The 15,558-nt window shown below is 70.8% G+C and carries 14 protein-coding genes; all 14 read left to right on the forward strand.

Annotation, left to right across the window (positions count from 1 at the left end; all coding sequences use genetic code 11):
• Nucleotides 1–193 precede the first annotated feature (193 nt).
• The 14 genes from MARPU_RS05155 to MARPU_RS05220 all read left to right on the forward strand — a co-directional run bounded on the left by MARPU_RS05155 (nucleotide 194) and on the right by MARPU_RS05220 (nucleotide 15,557).
• Nucleotides 194–1,951: an asparagine synthetase B family protein gene (locus tag MARPU_RS05155; RefSeq protein WP_043762486.1), complete on the forward strand. Its 1,758-nt coding sequence runs from the start codon at nucleotides 194–196 to the stop codon at nucleotides 1,949–1,951.
• Nucleotides 1,944–3,059 carry a glycosyltransferase family 4 protein gene (locus MARPU_RS05160; protein WP_043762488.1) on the forward strand — a complete coding sequence of 372 codons (1,116 nt, stop codon included), beginning with the start codon at nucleotides 1,944–1,946 and terminating at the stop codon, nucleotides 3,057–3,059. Before MARPU_RS05155 ends, MARPU_RS05160 begins: the two co-directional genes overlap by 8 nt.
• Nucleotides 3,056–4,330 (forward strand): putative O-glycosylation ligase, exosortase A system-associated, encoded by a 1,275-nt coding sequence (locus MARPU_RS05165; protein WP_005220478.1) that lies wholly within the window; start codon nucleotides 3,056–3,058, stop codon nucleotides 4,328–4,330. The genes MARPU_RS05160 and MARPU_RS05165 overlap by 4 nt, the downstream gene beginning before the upstream one ends.
• Entirely contained in the window at nucleotides 4,327–5,550 is a 1,224-nt protein-coding gene (locus MARPU_RS05170) for a hypothetical protein (protein ID WP_005220480.1), read from the forward strand. Before MARPU_RS05165 ends, MARPU_RS05170 begins: the two co-directional genes overlap by 4 nt.
• Nucleotides 5,547–6,689: a glycosyltransferase family 4 protein gene (locus MARPU_RS05175; RefSeq protein WP_005220485.1), complete on the forward strand. Its 1,143-nt coding sequence runs from the start codon at nucleotides 5,547–5,549 to the stop codon at nucleotides 6,687–6,689. The genes MARPU_RS05170 and MARPU_RS05175 overlap by 4 nt, the downstream gene beginning before the upstream one ends.
• Nucleotides 6,689–8,092 (forward strand): phenylacetate--CoA ligase family protein, encoded by a 1,404-nt coding sequence (locus MARPU_RS05180; RefSeq protein WP_005220487.1) that lies wholly within the window; start codon nucleotides 6,689–6,691, stop codon nucleotides 8,090–8,092. The genes MARPU_RS05175 and MARPU_RS05180 overlap by 1 nt, the downstream gene beginning before the upstream one ends.
• Nucleotides 8,089–9,327, forward strand: coding sequence for a prenyltransferase/squalene oxidase repeat-containing protein (locus tag MARPU_RS05185; RefSeq protein ID WP_005220489.1), 1,239 nt, complete (start codon nucleotides 8,089–8,091; stop codon nucleotides 9,325–9,327). Before MARPU_RS05180 ends, MARPU_RS05185 begins: the two co-directional genes overlap by 4 nt.
• Entirely contained in the window at nucleotides 9,324–10,136 is an 813-nt protein-coding gene (locus MARPU_RS05190; protein WP_005220490.1) for a formyl transferase, read from the forward strand. The genes MARPU_RS05185 and MARPU_RS05190 overlap by 4 nt, the downstream gene beginning before the upstream one ends.
• Nucleotides 10,137–10,143: 7 nt before the next feature.
• Nucleotides 10,144–10,572, forward strand: coding sequence for a hypothetical protein (locus MARPU_RS05195; RefSeq protein WP_005220491.1), 429 nt, complete (start codon nucleotides 10,144–10,146; stop codon nucleotides 10,570–10,572).
• Nucleotides 10,569–11,423 (forward strand): ABC transporter permease, encoded by an 855-nt coding sequence (locus MARPU_RS05200; protein ID WP_005220492.1) that lies wholly within the window; start codon nucleotides 10,569–10,571, stop codon nucleotides 11,421–11,423. The genes MARPU_RS05195 and MARPU_RS05200 overlap by 4 nt, the downstream gene beginning before the upstream one ends.
• 133 nt (nucleotides 11,424–11,556) lie before the next feature.
• Entirely contained in the window at nucleotides 11,557–12,615 is a 1,059-nt protein-coding gene (locus MARPU_RS05205; protein ID WP_005220493.1) for a glycosyltransferase, read from the forward strand.
• 99 nt (nucleotides 12,616–12,714) lie between these two features.
• The gene (locus MARPU_RS05210) at nucleotides 12,715–13,809 is read left to right on the forward strand and encodes a glycosyltransferase WbsX family protein (RefSeq protein ID WP_025275120.1); all 1,095 of its coding nucleotides are present in this window, start codon (nucleotides 12,715–12,717) and stop codon (nucleotides 13,807–13,809) included.
• 24 nt (nucleotides 13,810–13,833) lie between these two features.
• Nucleotides 13,834–14,790: a glycosyltransferase gene (locus MARPU_RS05215; RefSeq protein WP_005220495.1), complete on the forward strand. Its 957-nt coding sequence runs from the start codon at nucleotides 13,834–13,836 to the stop codon at nucleotides 14,788–14,790.
• Complete coding sequence (locus tag MARPU_RS05220; protein WP_043762492.1) at nucleotides 14,787–15,557, forward strand: polysaccharide deacetylase family protein; 771 nt, start codon at nucleotides 14,787–14,789, stop codon at nucleotides 15,555–15,557. Before MARPU_RS05215 ends, MARPU_RS05220 begins: the two co-directional genes overlap by 4 nt.
• Nucleotide 15,558: the final 1 nt, after the last annotated feature.

Raw genomic sequence — 15,558 nt, forward strand, 5'->3', positions numbered from 1 at the left:
CGCTGTGTTTGCCAAGGACGAGGCCAGGGCAGTAGGCTTCGGCCATCAGCCCCGTGCCGCCGGTTGCGGCGTGACTGGGGATTCGGGGTGAAGCGCTCAGGTGATGCGAAGGGATCGAACCATGCAGCAGTGTTGCGGTTGGATGCCGGCCGAGCAACGGCCGGTGGCGGAGATTCAGGGATGTCTTGCAGCCATGCTCGAGGGCAGTGCCGCCGAGGTGGCGCAGCGCTGTGTTGCCGAGGGTGGGTTTGCGGGTCGATCCGGGGCCGATCTGGCCGAGTCGGACGGCCTGCTTGTGCTGATCGTCGGTCGTCCACGCAGTGCGCATGATTCCGCTCCGGTCACCGCGCGCGCGCTGCTCGCGCGCTGGCAGGAGCGGGGCAGGGCGCTGCTCGGTGAGCTGCACGGCCCCTTCGCGCTGGCCGTGCTCGATCGCCGCCGCCGCACCCTGACCCTGGCGATCGATCGGCTCGGTATCCATTCCCTGGCCTTCGCCGTCGGGCCTCGGGGCGCCGTCTTCGCCACCCGCGCCGACCGGGTCGCCGCCCACCCCGAGGTGGCCGCCGCGCTCTCGCCCCAGGGGCTGTTTCACTATCTCTACTTCTACCAGGTGCCGGCGCCGGGGACGGTGTTCCACGGTGTCGAGAAGCTGCTGCCGGCCGAGTGGGTCGAGATCGACGCCTGTGGCGGGGTGGCGCGCGGCTTCTACTGGCGTCTGGCCTATCGCGACGCGCCCCGCCACGACTTCGCCGCGCAGCGCGCGCGTTTCCACGGGCTGCTGCGCGAGTCGATGACGCGTGCCCGGGGCGAGGACGCGGTCGCCGCCTTCCTCTCCGGCGGCACCGACAGCTCCACCGTCGCCGGGGTGCTCACCGAGCTGCAGGGCACGCCGGCGCGCACCTATTCGATCGGTTTCGCCGCCGAGGGTTTCGACGAGATGGAGTACGCGCGGCTCGCCGCCCGCCACTTCGGGCTCGACGCGCGCGAGTACTACCTGACCCCCGACGACGTCCTCGCCACCATCCCGCTGATCGCCACCACCTACGACGAGCCTTTTGCCAACGAATCGGCGGTCTCGGCCTATCACTGCGCGCGTCTGGCCGCGGCGGACGGCTACCGGGTGATGCTCGGCGGCGATGGCGGCGACGAGATCTTCGGCGGCAACGAGCGCTACGCCAAGCAGGGCGTCTTCGAGCTCTACGCCGCGCTGCCGGCGCCGCTGCGTCGCGGGCTGATCGACCCGCTCGCCGCGCTGCCGGGGATGGGAGCCTGGTGGGGCGGGCGCAAGCTGCAGAGCTATGTGCGCCAGGCGCGCATCCCGCTGCCCGAGCGCATGGAGTCCTACAACTTCGTCCACCGCCAGCCGCTCGCCGAGATGTTCACCGCCGACTTCCTCGCCGCGATCGACCCCGAGGCGCCGGCGGCGCTGCTGCGCGATCCCTACAATCGCGCGGCCAGTGACAGCTATATCAATCGCATGCTCCATCTCGACCTCAAGTTCACCCTCGCCGACAACGACCTGCGCAAGGTCTCGGCGATGGCCGCCGCGGCCGGGGTCGAGGTGCGCTATCCGCTGATCGACGACGCCATGGTCGAGTTCTCCGGCGAGGTGCCGCCCGACTGGAAGGTGCGCCGGGGCTATCTGCGCTGGTTCTTCAAGCGCGCGCTCAAGGGCTATCTGCCCGATGCCATCATCGACAAGAGCAAGCACGGCTTCGGCCTGCCGTTCGGGGTCTGGGTGCGCGAGCACGGACCGCTGCGCGAGCGCGTCTCCGATCGTCTCGCCGACAGCCAGCGTCGCGGCTGGCTGCAGCCGGGCTATGTCGAGCGGCTGCGCCGCGCCCACGAGGCCGAGCACGCGACCTATTTCGGCAAGATGCTGTGGGTGCTGGTGACGCTCGAGGAGTGGCTCGATGCCCAGCCCGACCGGGTCGTGCGGCTCCATGACTGAGCCGTCCGGGGCCGACAGTCCCGCGCGCATCGTCCTGGTCGGGCCGCTGCCGCCGCCGGCCGGCGGCATGGCCAACCAGACCCGCCAGCTCGCCGAGCTGCTGCGCGCCGAGGGGCTGGCGGTCGAGCTGGTGCAGGTCAACGCCCCCTACCGTCCGGTCTGGGCCGGACGGCTGCCGGTGGTGCGCGCGCTGTTCCGCCTGGTGCCCTATCTGTGGCGGCTGTGGCGCGCCATGGGCGCTGGCGGGGTGGTGCACCTGATGGCCAACTCCGGCTGGTCCTGGCACCTCTTCGCCGCCCCGGCGCTGCTGATCGCCCGTGTCCGCGGGCTGCCGGCGGTGATCAACTATCGCGGCGGCGAGGCACAGACCTTCCTGCGCGCCCAGGCGCGCTGGGTGGTGCCGCTGATGCGTCGCGCCGCGGCCATCGCCGTGCCCTCGGGCTATCTGCGCGCGGTGTTTGCGCCCTACGGCCTGGAGACCGAGGTGGTGCCCAACATCGTCGATCTCGAACGCTTCGCCGTGCGCGCCGCCGCTGTGCGCCACCCCGAGGCGCCGCACCTGGTGGTCACCCGCAACCTCGAGGCGATCTACGACAACACCACCGCGCTGCGCGCCTTCGCCCGCATCCGCGCGCGCTGGCCGGCGGCGCGCCTGACCATCGCCGGTACCGGGCCCGAGGCCGCGGCGCTGGCCGCCGAGGCGCGCGCGCTGGGGATCGCCGCGGCGGTGACCTTCAGCGGTCGGCTCGAGCGCGCGGAGATGGCCGCGCTCTATGCCGAGGCCGACCTGATGCTCAACCCCAGTCGGGTCGACAACACCCCCAACTCGGTGCTCGAGGCCTGGGCGAGCGGGGTGGCGGTGGTCAGCACCCGGGTCGGCGGGCTGCCCTATCTGGTCGAGGACGGGGTCGATGCCGTGCTGGTCGCCCCGGGTGATCCCGAGGCGCTGGCCGAGGCGGCCTGCGCCCTGCTCGCCGACCCCGCGCGCCGCGCCGCGCTGGTCGCCGCCGGGCAGCGTGCGGCCGAGCGCTTCTCCTGGCCGGCGGTGCGGCCGCTGTGGCTCGCGCTCTATCGCCGGGTCGCCGGTGGGGAGGGGTGCGGCGAGTGAGAGACATCGCCATCACCCTGATCATCTTCGGCCTGTTGCCGGTGATCCTCTCGCGCCCCTATGTCGGCATCCTGGTGTGGTCCTGGCTCGGCTACATGAACCCGCACCGGCTCGCCTGGGGGTTCTCGACCACCATGCCCTTCGCGATGATGGTGGCGCTGGCGACCTTCGCCGCGATGATCGCCTCCAAGGAGCGCCACCCGCTGCCCTGGTCGCGCGAGACCGTGGTGTTGCTGATCCTGGTGCTGTGGATGTTCATGACCACGGCGCTCTCGCTCTATCCCTGGCTGGCCTGGCCGCAGTGGGACAAGGTCTGGCGGATCATGCTGATGACCTATGTCACCCTGATGCTGATCAACGATCCGCAGCGGGTGCGGTTGCTGATCTACGTGATCGCACTCTCGATCGGTTTCTACGGCTTCAAGGGCGGGGTCTTCGTGCTCACCGGCGGCAGCTCGAACTCGGTGCTCGGCCCGACGGGTAGCTTCATCGAGGATCGCAACTCGCTCGGTCTGGCGATGATCATGACGGTGCCGCTGCTCTATTACATGCGTGCGCAGATGACGCATGTGTGGGCGCGGATAGGGCTGCTGGTCGGTATCGTGCTCACCCTGATCGCCATCGTCGGCACCCATTCGCGCGGCGCGTTGCTCGGGTTGGCGGCGATGATGCTGTTCTTCCTGCTCAAGTCGCGACAGAAGTTCGCCGCCATCCTGGCGATGATCCCGCTGGCGCTGGTGTTGCTCTACGTGATGCCCGAGGAGTGGTTCCAGCGCATGGAGACCATCGAGCACTGGGAGGAGGACGAGTCGGCCTCGGAGCGGGTGCGCGCCTGGCACAACGCCATCGATCTCGCCCAGCACCGCTTCATCGGTGGCGGCATGCGCGCGCTGGTGGTCTGGGGCGGGCGCGACTCGCACAGCATCTATTTCGGTATGCTCGGCGAGCACGGCTGGGTGGGGCTTGGGCTGTTCCTGCTGCTGCTGTTGCTCACCTGGCGCTCGGCGAGCTGGATCATCCGCAACGCCAAGCGCCAGCCCGAACTTCGGTGGGCGCGTGATCTCGCGGCGATGATCCAGGTCAGCCTGATCGGCTACATGGTCGCCGGCGCCTTCCTCGGGCTGCAGTACTTCGACATGTACTATCACCTGGTGGTGATCGTGGTGATGACCAAGATCCTGGTGCGCCGTGCGCTCGAGCCCGATGGGCCGGCGCGTGCGCCACCGCTCGGCCGGCGCGCGCCGACACTGGCACGGGGGCTGGACCGATGAGCCTGGTGTCGACGCTGGTTGTGCTGCTGCTCTGCGCCTGGTGCGCCATCCTCCTCGTCTATCGTCGGCGTCTGCTGCGGCTGTGGCGCGAGCCGATGCTCGCCGCCCCGGTGCTGATCATCGAGAGCGACGACTGGGGGCCGGGGCCGGCGTCCCATGTCGCCGCGCTCGAACGTCTCATCGAGTTGCTCGCGCGCCATCGCGACGCCTGGGGGCGTGCGGCGGTGATGACCATCGGCGCAGTGCTCGCGATCGCCGACACCGCCGCGATCCGCGCCGGCGAGATCAGCTGCTACCGACGTCAGCGGCTGTGCGACAGCGACGGTGTGGCGATGCGCGAGGTGCTGCTCGCCGGGCGCGCGCGCGGGGTGCTCGCGCTCCAGCTCCACGGCATGGAGCACTACTGGCCGCAGAGCCTGCTGACGGCCGCGCGCCGCGACGCCGAGGTCCGCGACTGGCTGGAGACGGCCGCCGGCAGCGACACCGAGCGCCTGCCCTCGGCGCTGCAGAGCCGCTGGACGGATGTCACCACGCTGCCCTCGCGCCCGCTGCCCGAGGCCGAGATCCGCGCGGCGGTGGCCGAGGAGGTCGCCTGTTTCGAGACCAGCTTCGGCACGCGTCCGTTGGTCGCGGTGCCGCCGACCTTCGTCTGGACCGAGCAGGTCGAGCGCGCCTGGGCCGAGGCCGGGGTGCGGGTGATCATCACCCCGGGACGGCGTCTCACCGGGCGCGACCGCGCCGGACAGCCGGGTGGCTGCGATCGCGACATCCTCAACGGCGAGCGCGGCGCCGGCGGGGTGCGCTATCTGGTGCGCGATCTCTATTTCGAGCCCGCTCTCGGTCACCGCCCCGAGCGGCTGTGCGACGAACTTGCGCGCCACTTCGCGCTGGGACGCCCGGCGCTGATCGAGACCCACAGGTTCAACTTCACCGGCGAGCAGGCCGAGAGCGCCTACGCCGCGCTCGAAACGCTGCTCGAGCAGGCGCGCGCGCGCTGGCCCGGGCTGCGCTTCATGTCCGCCGAGGCGCTCGCCGCTGGACAGGCGACGGGCGCGGAGTGGCTGGTGCGCGATCGCGCGCGCCGGCTCGAGGTGTGGCTGCGCCGCGCCGCGCGCGTCGACCGGCTGCGCAAGCTCGCCTGGTTGAGCGGGCTGGCGCTGCCGGCCTGGGCGTTGCTGGCGGTCTTGGGCGCGTGGCGCCGAGGAGAGGAGCACGGATGACGGATGCACGCTATCTGGTACTGAGCGAGCTGTACATGCCCACCAAGGGGGGCACGGCGGTGTGGTTCGCCGAGGTCTATCGCCGCCTCGGTGGCGCCGGGACCCATATCGTCACCGCGCGGGTGCCGGGCGACGCGGACTACGACCGCACCCAGCCCAACAGCGTCCATCGGGTGACGATGCGCGAGTCGCGCTGGCTGCGCCCGGCCTCGCTGCCGCGCTATCTGGGGCTGTTGCGCGGCGGTCTGGCGGCGATCGCGCGCGCGCGTTTCAGCGCCGTGCATGCCGGTCGGGTGCTGCCCGAGGGGCTGGTTGCCTGGCTGCTGGCGCGACTGATCCGCCGCCCGCTGGTGGTCTACGCCCACGGCGAGGAGATCACCACCTGGTCGCGCTATCCGCGCCGGCTGTGGGCGATGCGCTGGGTCTATCGCCGCGCCGAGCGGGTGGTGGCCAACAGTGACTTCACCCGTGAGCGCCTGCTCGAGCTGGGGGTGCGCCCGACGCGCATCCGGCTGATCCATCCCGGTGTCGACCTGGCGCGCTTCCACACCGCGATCGACGCCCGCCCGGAGCGCGCCGAGCTGGGGCTCGGCGAGGGCGCGCGGCTGATCCTCTCGGTCGGGCGGCTGAGCCGGCGCAAGGGCTTCGATCGGGTGATCGAGGCGCTGCCCGCGCTGTGCGCGCAGGGGCTCGACGTCCATTACGCGGTGATCGGCATCGGCGAGGACCAGCACTATCTGGAGACGCTCGCCGCGCGTCACGGCTGCGCCGAGCGCGTCCATCTGCTCGGTCACGTCGCCCCCGAGGCGCTGCCGTGCTGGTACGCCGCGGCCGATCTGTTCGCCATGCCCAACCGCGAGATCGACGGCGACACCGAGGGCTTCGGCATGGTCTTTCTCGAGGCTGCCGCCTGCGGCACGCCAGCGCTCGCCGGGCGCGCCGGTGGCACCGGTGCGGCGGTGCTCGACGGCGAGACCGGCCTCAGGGTCGAGGGCGCCGACGCCGAGGCGGTGAGCGCCGCGTTGGCGCGGTTGCTCGGCGACCCGCTGTTGCTCGCGCGCATGGGCGAGGCGGCGGCCGCCCGCGCCCATGCCGCGTTCTCCTGGGAGCGGGTCGCCGAGCTGACCCGGACACTGTGATGATCAAGACACCCGCTGCACTCTCGCGCCGCCTGGTCTATCCGCTCCAGGAGCGGCTGTTGGGGCGCCCGACCTTTGCCATGCTCGATGAGCTGGAGCAGAGCCAGTGGTTGTCGCGCGAGGCCATCGAGACTGTGCAGCGGCGCCGGCTCGCACGGCTGCTCGGCATCGCCAACGCCCACTGTCCGTGGCACGCCGAGCGGCTGGCGGCGGTCGGTCTCGGCGCGGTCGATGCCGCCACCGAACTCGCCCCCGAGGACCTCGCGCGCATCCCGACGATGGACAAGCGCGATGCCCAGCTCGCCGGCGAGCGGATGCGCTGGGCCGAGGTGCCGGGCGGGGCTCAACCCTACAACACCGGTGGGTCGAGCGGTACGCCGCTGCGTTTCGTGTTCGGTCGCGCGCGTCAGGCCGCCGACGCGGCGGGGCGGATGCGGGCGCGACGCTGGTGGGGGGTGGAGGTCGGCGACCCCGAGGTCTATCTCTGGGGCGCGCCGGTCGAACTCTCGCGCACCGATCACGTCAAGCAGCTGCGCGATCGTCTGCTCAACCAGCTGGTGCTCGACGCCTTCGCCATGTCGACGGCCAACATGGACCGTTATCTCGGCGCGCTCGAACGCTTCGACCCGGCCTGTATCTACGGCTATGCCAGCAGCCTGGCGCTGCTCGCCGAGCATGCCCGGGCGCGGCGTCGCATCCCCCGGTTGCGCGCCCTGCGGGTGGTCTGTGCCACCGGTGAGCCGCTCTATCCGCATCAGCGTGATATCATACGCGATGTGTTCGGCGTGCCCGTGGCCAACGAGTTCGGAAGTCGCGATATCGGCTTCACCGCGCACCAGACGCCCGCCGGTCAGCTGTTGCTGTTGAGCGAGGGGCTGATCCTCGAGGTGCTCGACGACGCCGGGCGCGCGGTGGCCCCGGGCGAGGCGGGTGAGGCGGTGATCACCGGGCTCTGCTCCGAGGCCCAGCCCTTCATCCGCTACCGCACCGGCGACCGGGTGCGGCTGAGCACCGAGCCCTGTCGCGCCGGGCGCGGACTGCACGTCATCGACGCGGTGCTGGGACGCTCGACCGACTTCGTGGTCAAGCCCGACGGCACGGTGATGCACGCCCTGGCGGTGATCTACATCCTGCGCGCGGTCGAGGGGGTGGCCGAGTTCAAGGTCATCCAGCACGCGCTCGATGTCGTCGAGGTCCAGCTGGTGACCAACGCGCGCTGGCGCGAGGCCTCGCGCCAGACCATCCTCGCCGCCTTCGCCGAGCGGCTCGGCGCGACGGTGCGGGTCGATATCGAGCAGGTCGCAGCGATCGCCCCCGAGGCCTCGGGCAAGCATCGCTATGTCGTCAGTCGGGTCTCGCCGCCGCTCGGTGGGGCCGAGGAGAAGGAGGAGTCCAGTCGATGACGTCCCGTCCGCAGGGTCCGTCCCTGCTCACCCTGCTGGGGCTGCCCAGGCGTTACCGGTTGTGGCGCCCGACCCATCTGCGCCTGATCGCCGCCGATCTGCTGCGCCCCGCCGCCCAGTCCCCGGGCGATCGGCGCGCGCACCTGAGCGCGGCGATCGACTGGCTGTGCCGCGCCCAGGACCGACGCGACGGGTGCGCCGATGCCGGCGGGGTCTCGGCCGGGTGGAGCTTCGAGGACGGCTGGCTGCCGAGCTATCCCGAGACCAGCGGCTATATCGTCGAGACCCTGCTCGCCGCCGCGCGGGTGCTCGATCGCCCCGAGCTGACCGCGCGCGCCGGGCGCATCCTTGACTGGGAGCTGGGGCTGCAGCTGCCCGACGGCGCCTTCCCCGGACACTTCGGCGAGCCCGGCAGCACCCCGGTGATCTTCAACACCGGACAGATCATGCACGGCCTGCTCGCCGGTCATCAGCAGCTCGGTCGTGACGACTGTCTCGCCGCGGCGGTGCGCGCGGCGCACTGGATGGTCGCGCGTCAGGACCCCGATGGCTGCTGGCGGCGCAGCGTGCACAACGCCATCCCCCACGTCTACAACACCCGCGCCGCCTGGGCGCTGCTGCGCACCGGGCTGGCCAGCGGCGAGCCGGGGCTGGTCGATGCGGCGCTGGCCAACCTGCACTGGGCGCGCTCGCAGGCGACCCCTAGTGGCTGGTGGCGCGAGAACGCCTTCCGGCGCGGCGAGGCGCCCTTCATCCACAACATCGCCTATGCCATGCGCGGCCTGCTCGAGGGCGGGGTGCTCGCCGACGCCCCCGAGCTGGTCGAGTCGGCGGCCTGTGCGGCACGGGCGCTGGTGCGGGCGCAGCGCGCCGATGGCTGGATCGCCGGCGCCTTCGCCGAGGACTGGCGACCGGCGGCGCGCTACAGCTGTCTGACCGGGGTTGCGCAGATCGTGCTCAACTGGCAGCGGCTCGAGCAGCTCGGGGTCGTCGGCGCGTGGCGCGACCCGATCGAGCGCTCGCTGGGGTTCCTCGCGCGCAACCAGCGTCTGCGCGGCGACGGCGCACCGGATGACGGCGCGCTGGCCGGCTCGCTGCCGATCTGGGGGCGCTATTCGCGCTTCGAGTACCCCAACTGGGCGACCAAGTTCCTCGCCGACGCGCTGATCATGGCCTGCTCCGACGAGGTCGTGCCGCCGCTGCCCGAGCGCGCGTCGCTGGAGGCCGGGGCATGAGCGGGCCGCGCGTCATGGTGCTCTGCGGGCGCTCGCCGCGCCACCTCCATCTGGCCAACCGGCTGTGCGCCTGCGCCGAGGTCTGCGCCGTGGTCCACGAGGCGCCGACCCAGTGGACGCGCGAGAAGCTGCTGCGCAACCTGCGCCCGGCGGTGGCCGGACGCAAGGCGTGGCGCTGGCTGCGCGATCGTCGTCGTTACAGCGGCAACCCCGAGGCACGCTTCTTCTTCGGCGAGGCCACCCCGGCGCTCGCGCGGCCCGAGCTGGCGCACGAGGTGCCGAGCGTCAGCGACCCGGCGCTGCTCGCGCTCGCCGAGCGGCTGGCGCCCGAGCTGATCTGTGTCTTCGGCACCAGCCTGATCCGTGGCCCGCTGCTCGAGCGCTACCCGCTGATCAACCTCCACGGCGGGCTCTCGCCGGAGTATCGCGGCGCCGACTGTACCTTCTGGGCGCTGCACAACGGCGAGCCCGAGCAGGTCGGCTGTACCCTGCACTTCATCGACCAGGGGATCGACACCGGACGGCTGATCGCCCATGTCAGCCCCGAGGTCCGTCCCGACGACGACGAGCTGACGCTGTTCTGGCGCGGGGTGCGCGACAGCGCCGAGGTCTATTGCGAGGCGCTCTCGCGCTGGCGCGCCGGCACCCTGCCGGGGGCGGTGCAGCCGGGGCGGGGGCGGCTCTATCAGGTGCGCGATCGCAGCTGGAGGGCCGAGCGCGCGCTGGCGCGCCGCCTGGCGCGCGCGCCGCTGCCGGCGTTGCCGGCGCGGGTTCGTTGGTTCGAGGCCGCCGCGTCCAGTGAACAGTGAGGATGTCATGAAGAGGATCGATCAGGTGAGCGAGACGAGTCGGGGGCGGGCCGCGGCGCTGCTCGGCGCGGGGTTGCTGTTGCTCGGCGCCGTGCTGCTGGCGCCGTCCCCGGCGCGCGCTGCTGAGCCGACGGCGCTGGAGATCGCGATGCTGCCGCCTTACTGTCAGGCGCGGCTCAGCCGCGATCGCGCGGCGATGGAGCAGTGGAGCGCGGCGCTCGGCAAGGAGACCTATCTGCACATCCATCATTACTGCACCGGGCTGGTCTACATCAACCGGGTCAACCAGACCTTCGAGCAGCGCAAGCGGCGCTATCTGATCAATCAGGCGATCAACGAATTCGACTATGTGCTCAAGCGCTGGCCACCGACCTCGGCGCTCTATGCCGAGGCCCAGGGGCAGAAGGCGCTGGCGCAGATGCTGGAGCTGCCATGAGCGAGACGGCGGGGCATCCTGGAGGGCCGGCACGGGTGTCGGTATGGCGCGAACTCTACGCCTATCGCGAGCTGATGCTGACCCTCGCCTGGAAGAACGTCATCGTGCGCTACAAGCAGGCCTATCTCGGCCTGGTGTGGGCGGTGCTCAAGCCGTTGCTGCTGATGCTGATCTTCAGCGTGGTCAAGGGGTTCGTCGGCATCGAGACCGGCGGTATCCCCTATCCGGTGCTCGCCTTCGCCGCGCTGATGCCCTGGATCCTGTTCCAGGAGTCGGCCTCCGAGGGGGTCAACAGCGTGGTCGGCAACGCCGCGCTGATCCGCAAGATCTACTTCCCGCGCGAGATCTTCCCGATCACCGCGACCCTGACCAAGCTCATCGAGCTGCTGATCAGCTTCGCCATCCTCGCCGCGCTGATGGCCTACTACCAGATGGCCCCGACCTGGCAGGTGCTGTGGGTGCCGCTGATCATCGCCTATACCCTGCTCGCGGCGCTGATCATCAGCCTGGTCGGCTCGGCGATCAACGTCTACTACCGCGACATCGGGGTGGCGCTGCCGGTGTTGCTGCAGATCGCGATGTATCTCTCGCCGGTGATCTATCCGCTGTCGCTGGTCAAGCAGCGTCTGCTCGAGGACCAGGCCGCCGGGGCCTGGTCGGACTGGCTCTATCTGATCTACACCCTCAATCCGCTGGCCGGGATCATCGACGCCTTCCAGCGCACCATGCTCCACGGCCAGGCCCCCGACCTCGCCAGCCTGTGGCCGGGCATGCTGCTGACGGCGCTGCTGTTGCCGCTCTCCTACCGGCTGTTCAAGCGCGCCGAGTCGCGCTTCGCCGACGTGATCTGAGCCATGCAGGCCCCTCAGATCATCATCACCCGGCACCCATCCTACGCGCGCCCCGAGCGGCGCTGCGCGGGGCACTCCCTTGCCATCCAGGCGCCGCGGCACGGCCGCGGCGCGGACGACCTCGTGGACCCACATGGCCATCTACTATCTCTGTCCTGAGCACCGCCACCCGGTCGGTGGCGTGCGGGTGATCTATCGCCATGTCGACATCCTCAACGCCCACGGCATCCCGGCCTACGTGGTGCATCGCACCCCGGGCTTTCGCACCGACTGGTTCGACAACGACACCGCCATCGTCTATTGGCGCGAGACCCGCGTCGAGCGCCTGCTGGCGCGGCTGCGCCGTCGGCTGCTCCCGGAGGCGGTGATCGAGCTGCCGATCCGTGGCGGGCGCGCCGCCAGGATCGGCGCCGGGGACATCCTGGTGGTGCCGGAGATCTACGGCCCGGACCTGGCCGCCGCCCAGGGGCGCGGCATCCCCAAGGTGGTGCTCAACCAGAACTGCTATCTCACCTTCAACGGTTATTCGCTCGATCCGGGGCGGCGCATCACCCCCTACCAGCACCCCGACGTGCTGGCGACCCTGGTCAACTCGGAGGACGGCGAGGACTATCTCCGCCACGCCTTCCCCGCGCTTGCGCTGCACCGCTTCCGCCTCTCGATCGATCCTGAGCGCTTCGCTTATCGCGGCGAGAAGCGACGCCAGCTCTGCTTCTCCTGCATCAAGAACCGCGCCGACGCGATGCAGGTGATCAACATCCTCAAGTTCCGCGACGCGCTGCGCGGTTTCGAGGTGGTGCCCTTCATCAACCGGCCGCAGCAGGAGGTGGCGCGGATCTACCAGGACTCGGCGCTGTTCCTGAGTTTCGGCTACCCCGAGGGCTTCGGTCTGCCGGCGGCCGAGGCGATGGCCTGTGGCTGCGTGGTGGTCGGGTTCCACGGCGGCGGCGGGCGCGAGTTCTTCCGCCCCGAGTTCTCCTATCCGATCGAGCAGGGCGACATCCTCGGCTTCGCCCGCACCGTCGAGCGGGTGATCGAGGGGCTCGACCGCGACCCCGAGACCTTCGCCGCCAAGGGGCGCGCGGCCTCCGAGTTCATCCATGCGCACTACGCCCCGGAGCGTGAGGGCGCCGAGGTGCTCGGCGCCTGGCGCGCGATCCTCGAGCGCGCCGGACAGGTGGGCGGGGCATGAGTCGTCGTGTCGGCGTGTGCCGCGCGACCCGCAATCCGCGCCCGTGGTGACGGGCGCCAAGGAGTCGATGTCGATGAGGCCAGCAAGCAGCACCGAGCGATGCCGGGGGCGGGCGCGATGAAGGCGCGGATGATCGCCTTCCATCTGCCGCAGTTCCACCCGACCCCGGAGAACGACGTCTGGTGGGGCAAGGGGTTCACCGAGTGGACCAATGTCGCCCGCGCCGAGCGGCTCTACCCCGGCCACTACCAGCCGCACGTGCCCGCCGACCTCGGCTTCTACGACCTGCGTCTGCCCGAGGCGCGCCAGGCCCAGGCCGATCTCGCTCGCGCCCACGGTATCGAGGGCTTCTGCTACTACCACTACTGGTTCGGTGGACGGCGTATCCTCGAGCGCCCGGTCGAGGCCATCCTCGCCTCCGGCGAGCCCGACTTCCCCTTCTGTCTGTGCTGGGCGAACCACAGCTGGAACACCGCCTGGCAGGGCACCGACTCGACCCTGATCGAGCAGGTCTATCCCGGCTGGGACGACCATGCCGCGCACTTCGACTGGCTGTTGCGCGCCTTCACCGATCCGCGCTATCTCAAGGTCGACGGCAAGCCGATCTTCGTCATCTACAAGCCCGACCTGATCCCCGACGTCGCCGCGGTGATCGCCTTCTGGCGCCAGCGTGCCGAGCGCGCCGGGCTGCCCGGGCTGCACCTGATCGGGGTGTCGCACCGCAGCGAGCGCTGGGACCCGCGCGAGCGCGGGCTCGACGCCTCGACCATGCAGGTGCTGCCGCAGCGCGACGGGCGCATCCCGCGGCGCTATCTCGGACTCAAGCTGCGTCTGGCGCTGCGCGGCAACCGTCACCAGCTGACCATCTGGGACTACGAGGAGATGCGCCCGAGCCTGCTGCGCAGCCGTCCTGCGCCCTGGCGCGACTATCCGCTAGTGCTGCCAAACTGGGACAACACGCCGCGCTCCGGCATGCGCGGTCTGGTGCTCCACGGGGCGACCCCGGAGCGTTTCCGCCCGCACCTGCGCGAGGCCATCGCGCGGGTCGCCGAGCATCCGCCAGAGGAACGCATCGTCTTCCTCAAGGCCTGGAACGAATGGGCCGAGGGCAACCACGTGGAACCCGACCAGCGCTTCGGTACCGGCTGGCTTGAGGTGATCCGCGAGGAGCTCGCGGCGCCGTCCGCGACCTGAACCCCGACCCTGGAGCCCCGAGCGATGCAGCCGAACGCGCCTGACGGCATCTCCGTGATCATGCCCTGCTACAATTGCGCGCGCTTCGTCGCCGAGGCGGTCGACAGCGTGCTCGCCCAGACCCACCCGGCGGTGGAGCTGATCGTGGTCGACGACGGCTCGAGCGATGACTCGCTGCGCATCCTCGAGGGCTATGGGGCGCGCATCCGGTTGCTGCGCCAACCCAATCGCGGGCCCTATGTGGCGCGCAATCTCGCCCTGCGTCATGCCGAGGGGCGTTATCTGGCCTTTCTCGACGCCGATGACTGGTGGCTGCCGGAGACCCTGGAGCGGCTCCATCGCGCGCTGCGCGAGGCCGAGGCGGATATTGCCTACTGCGGCTGGCAGAACGTCGGTGAGGGGATACGCGCCGCGCCCCATGTGCCGCCCGAGCGCGATCGTCGCGCGCTGCTCGAGCACGCGGTGCGCAGCTGTCCCTGGCCGATCCATGGCGTGCTGGTGCGGAGCGCGCTGGTGCAGGGGGTCGGCGGTTTCTCCGAGCGCCGTCGTACCGCGATGGACTACGACCTGTGGCTGCGTCTGCTGGGACTCACCGACCGAGTGGTGCGGGTACCCGAGGTGCTCGCCTTCTATCGCTGGCACGACAGCGGCCAGATCTCCGCGGTGAAGTGGCGTCAGGTGCTCGATGCCTGGGAGGTTCAGCGACGCTTCGTCGCCGAGCACCCGGGGCTGCTCGACTGGATCCCGGCGCGCCGGTTGCGCGCGCTGATCGACGGTCAGTTGCGCGACCAGGCCTATCGCGCACTGTGGCGGCGCGATCTGGTCTCGGCACAGCGGCTGTTCCGCCATGCCTTGCGGGTCGGCGCGCTGGGGCGCGGTGATATTGTCCATGCCCTCGGCGCGCTACTGCCCGGTTCGCTTTATCGCGCCCTGATCGGGGCGCGTGACCGGGGGCAGCCGGCGCCCGGGGGTGAGTCGTGAGCGCAGGGGCCGGGCGTTGCCCGGTATTGATGTATCACCGGGTCGATCTGCCCGGGTCGCGATTCTGCGTCCCCCCGGCGCGCTTTGCCGCGCAGCTGCGCGCGCTGGCCCGCGCCGGTTTCCATGCCGTCACCCTGGAGCACTTCACCGCCTGGCTGGCGGGCGAGGCGCGGCTCGAGCCGGGGGATTTCCTGCTGACCTTCGATGACGGCTATCGCGACCTCCATCACCATGTCCTGCCGGTGCTGCGCGAACTCGACTGGCCCGGCGTGGTGTTCCTGGTCAGCGACTGGATCGGCGGCGAGAGCCGCTGGGCGACGGATGATGAGGCGCGGCCAGTCTATCCACTGCTCGATGCCGCGATGATCGCCACGCTGCGTGCCCACGGGGTGAGCTTCCAGTCGCACTCGCGCACCCATCCGCGGCTCACCGCGCTCGACGCGACGGCGCTCGCCGAGGAGCTGACGGGCTCGCGCGCGCGGCTCGAGACCCTGCTCGACGAGCCGGTCGAGGCGCTCGCCTATCCCTTCGGCGCAGTCGACGAGCGGGTCGCCGAGGCCGCGCGCGCCGCCGGCTATTGTCTCGCCTTCTCCACCCGCAGCGGTTTCAACCGTCGCGGCGAGGATCGCTGGAGGCTGCGGCGCATCGATGTCCACGGCGACGACAGCCCGCGGATGCTACTGCGCAAGATCCGCCTCGGCACCAACGACGGCGGGCTGATGCCCCTGGTTCGCTACTATCTGCGCCGTCTACTCGGCAAGGTCTGAT

This window comes from Marichromatium purpuratum 984 (assembly GCF_000224005.2).
GTDB lineage: Bacteria > Pseudomonadota > Gammaproteobacteria > Chromatiales > Chromatiaceae > Marichromatium > Marichromatium purpuratum.

Excerpts from the sequence above, each read along its gene's own strand:
- MARPU_RS05155 (WP_043762486.1), top strand. The coding sequence starts at position 194 with ATGCTCGAGGGCAGTGCCGCCGAGGTGGCGCAGCGCTGTGTTGCCGAG.
- MARPU_RS05160 (WP_043762488.1), top strand. The coding sequence starts at position 1,944 with ATGACTGAGCCGTCCGGGGCCGACAGTCCCGCGCGCATCGTCCTGGTC.
- MARPU_RS05170 (WP_005220480.1), top strand. The coding sequence starts at position 4,327 with ATGAGCCTGGTGTCGACGCTGGTTGTGCTGCTGCTCTGCGCCTGGTGC.
- MARPU_RS05175 (WP_005220485.1), top strand. The coding sequence starts at position 5,547 with ATGACGGATGCACGCTATCTGGTACTGAGCGAGCTGTACATGCCCACC.
- MARPU_RS05180 (WP_005220487.1), top strand. The coding sequence starts at position 6,689 with ATGATCAAGACACCCGCTGCACTCTCGCGCCGCCTGGTCTATCCGCTC.
- MARPU_RS05185 (WP_005220489.1), top strand. The coding sequence starts at position 8,089 with ATGACGTCCCGTCCGCAGGGTCCGTCCCTGCTCACCCTGCTGGGGCTG.
- MARPU_RS05190 (WP_005220490.1), top strand. The coding sequence starts at position 9,324 with ATGAGCGGGCCGCGCGTCATGGTGCTCTGCGGGCGCTCGCCGCGCCAC.
- MARPU_RS05195 (WP_005220491.1), top strand. The coding sequence starts at position 10,144 with ATGAAGAGGATCGATCAGGTGAGCGAGACGAGTCGGGGGCGGGCCGCG.
- MARPU_RS05200 (WP_005220492.1), top strand. The coding sequence starts at position 10,569 with ATGAGCGAGACGGCGGGGCATCCTGGAGGGCCGGCACGGGTGTCGGTA.
- MARPU_RS05205 (WP_005220493.1), top strand. The coding sequence starts at position 11,557 with ATGGCCATCTACTATCTCTGTCCTGAGCACCGCCACCCGGTCGGTGGC.
- MARPU_RS05210 (WP_025275120.1), top strand. The coding sequence starts at position 12,715 with ATGCCGGGGGCGGGCGCGATGAAGGCGCGGATGATCGCCTTCCATCTG.
- MARPU_RS05215 (WP_005220495.1), top strand. The coding sequence starts at position 13,834 with ATGCAGCCGAACGCGCCTGACGGCATCTCCGTGATCATGCCCTGCTAC.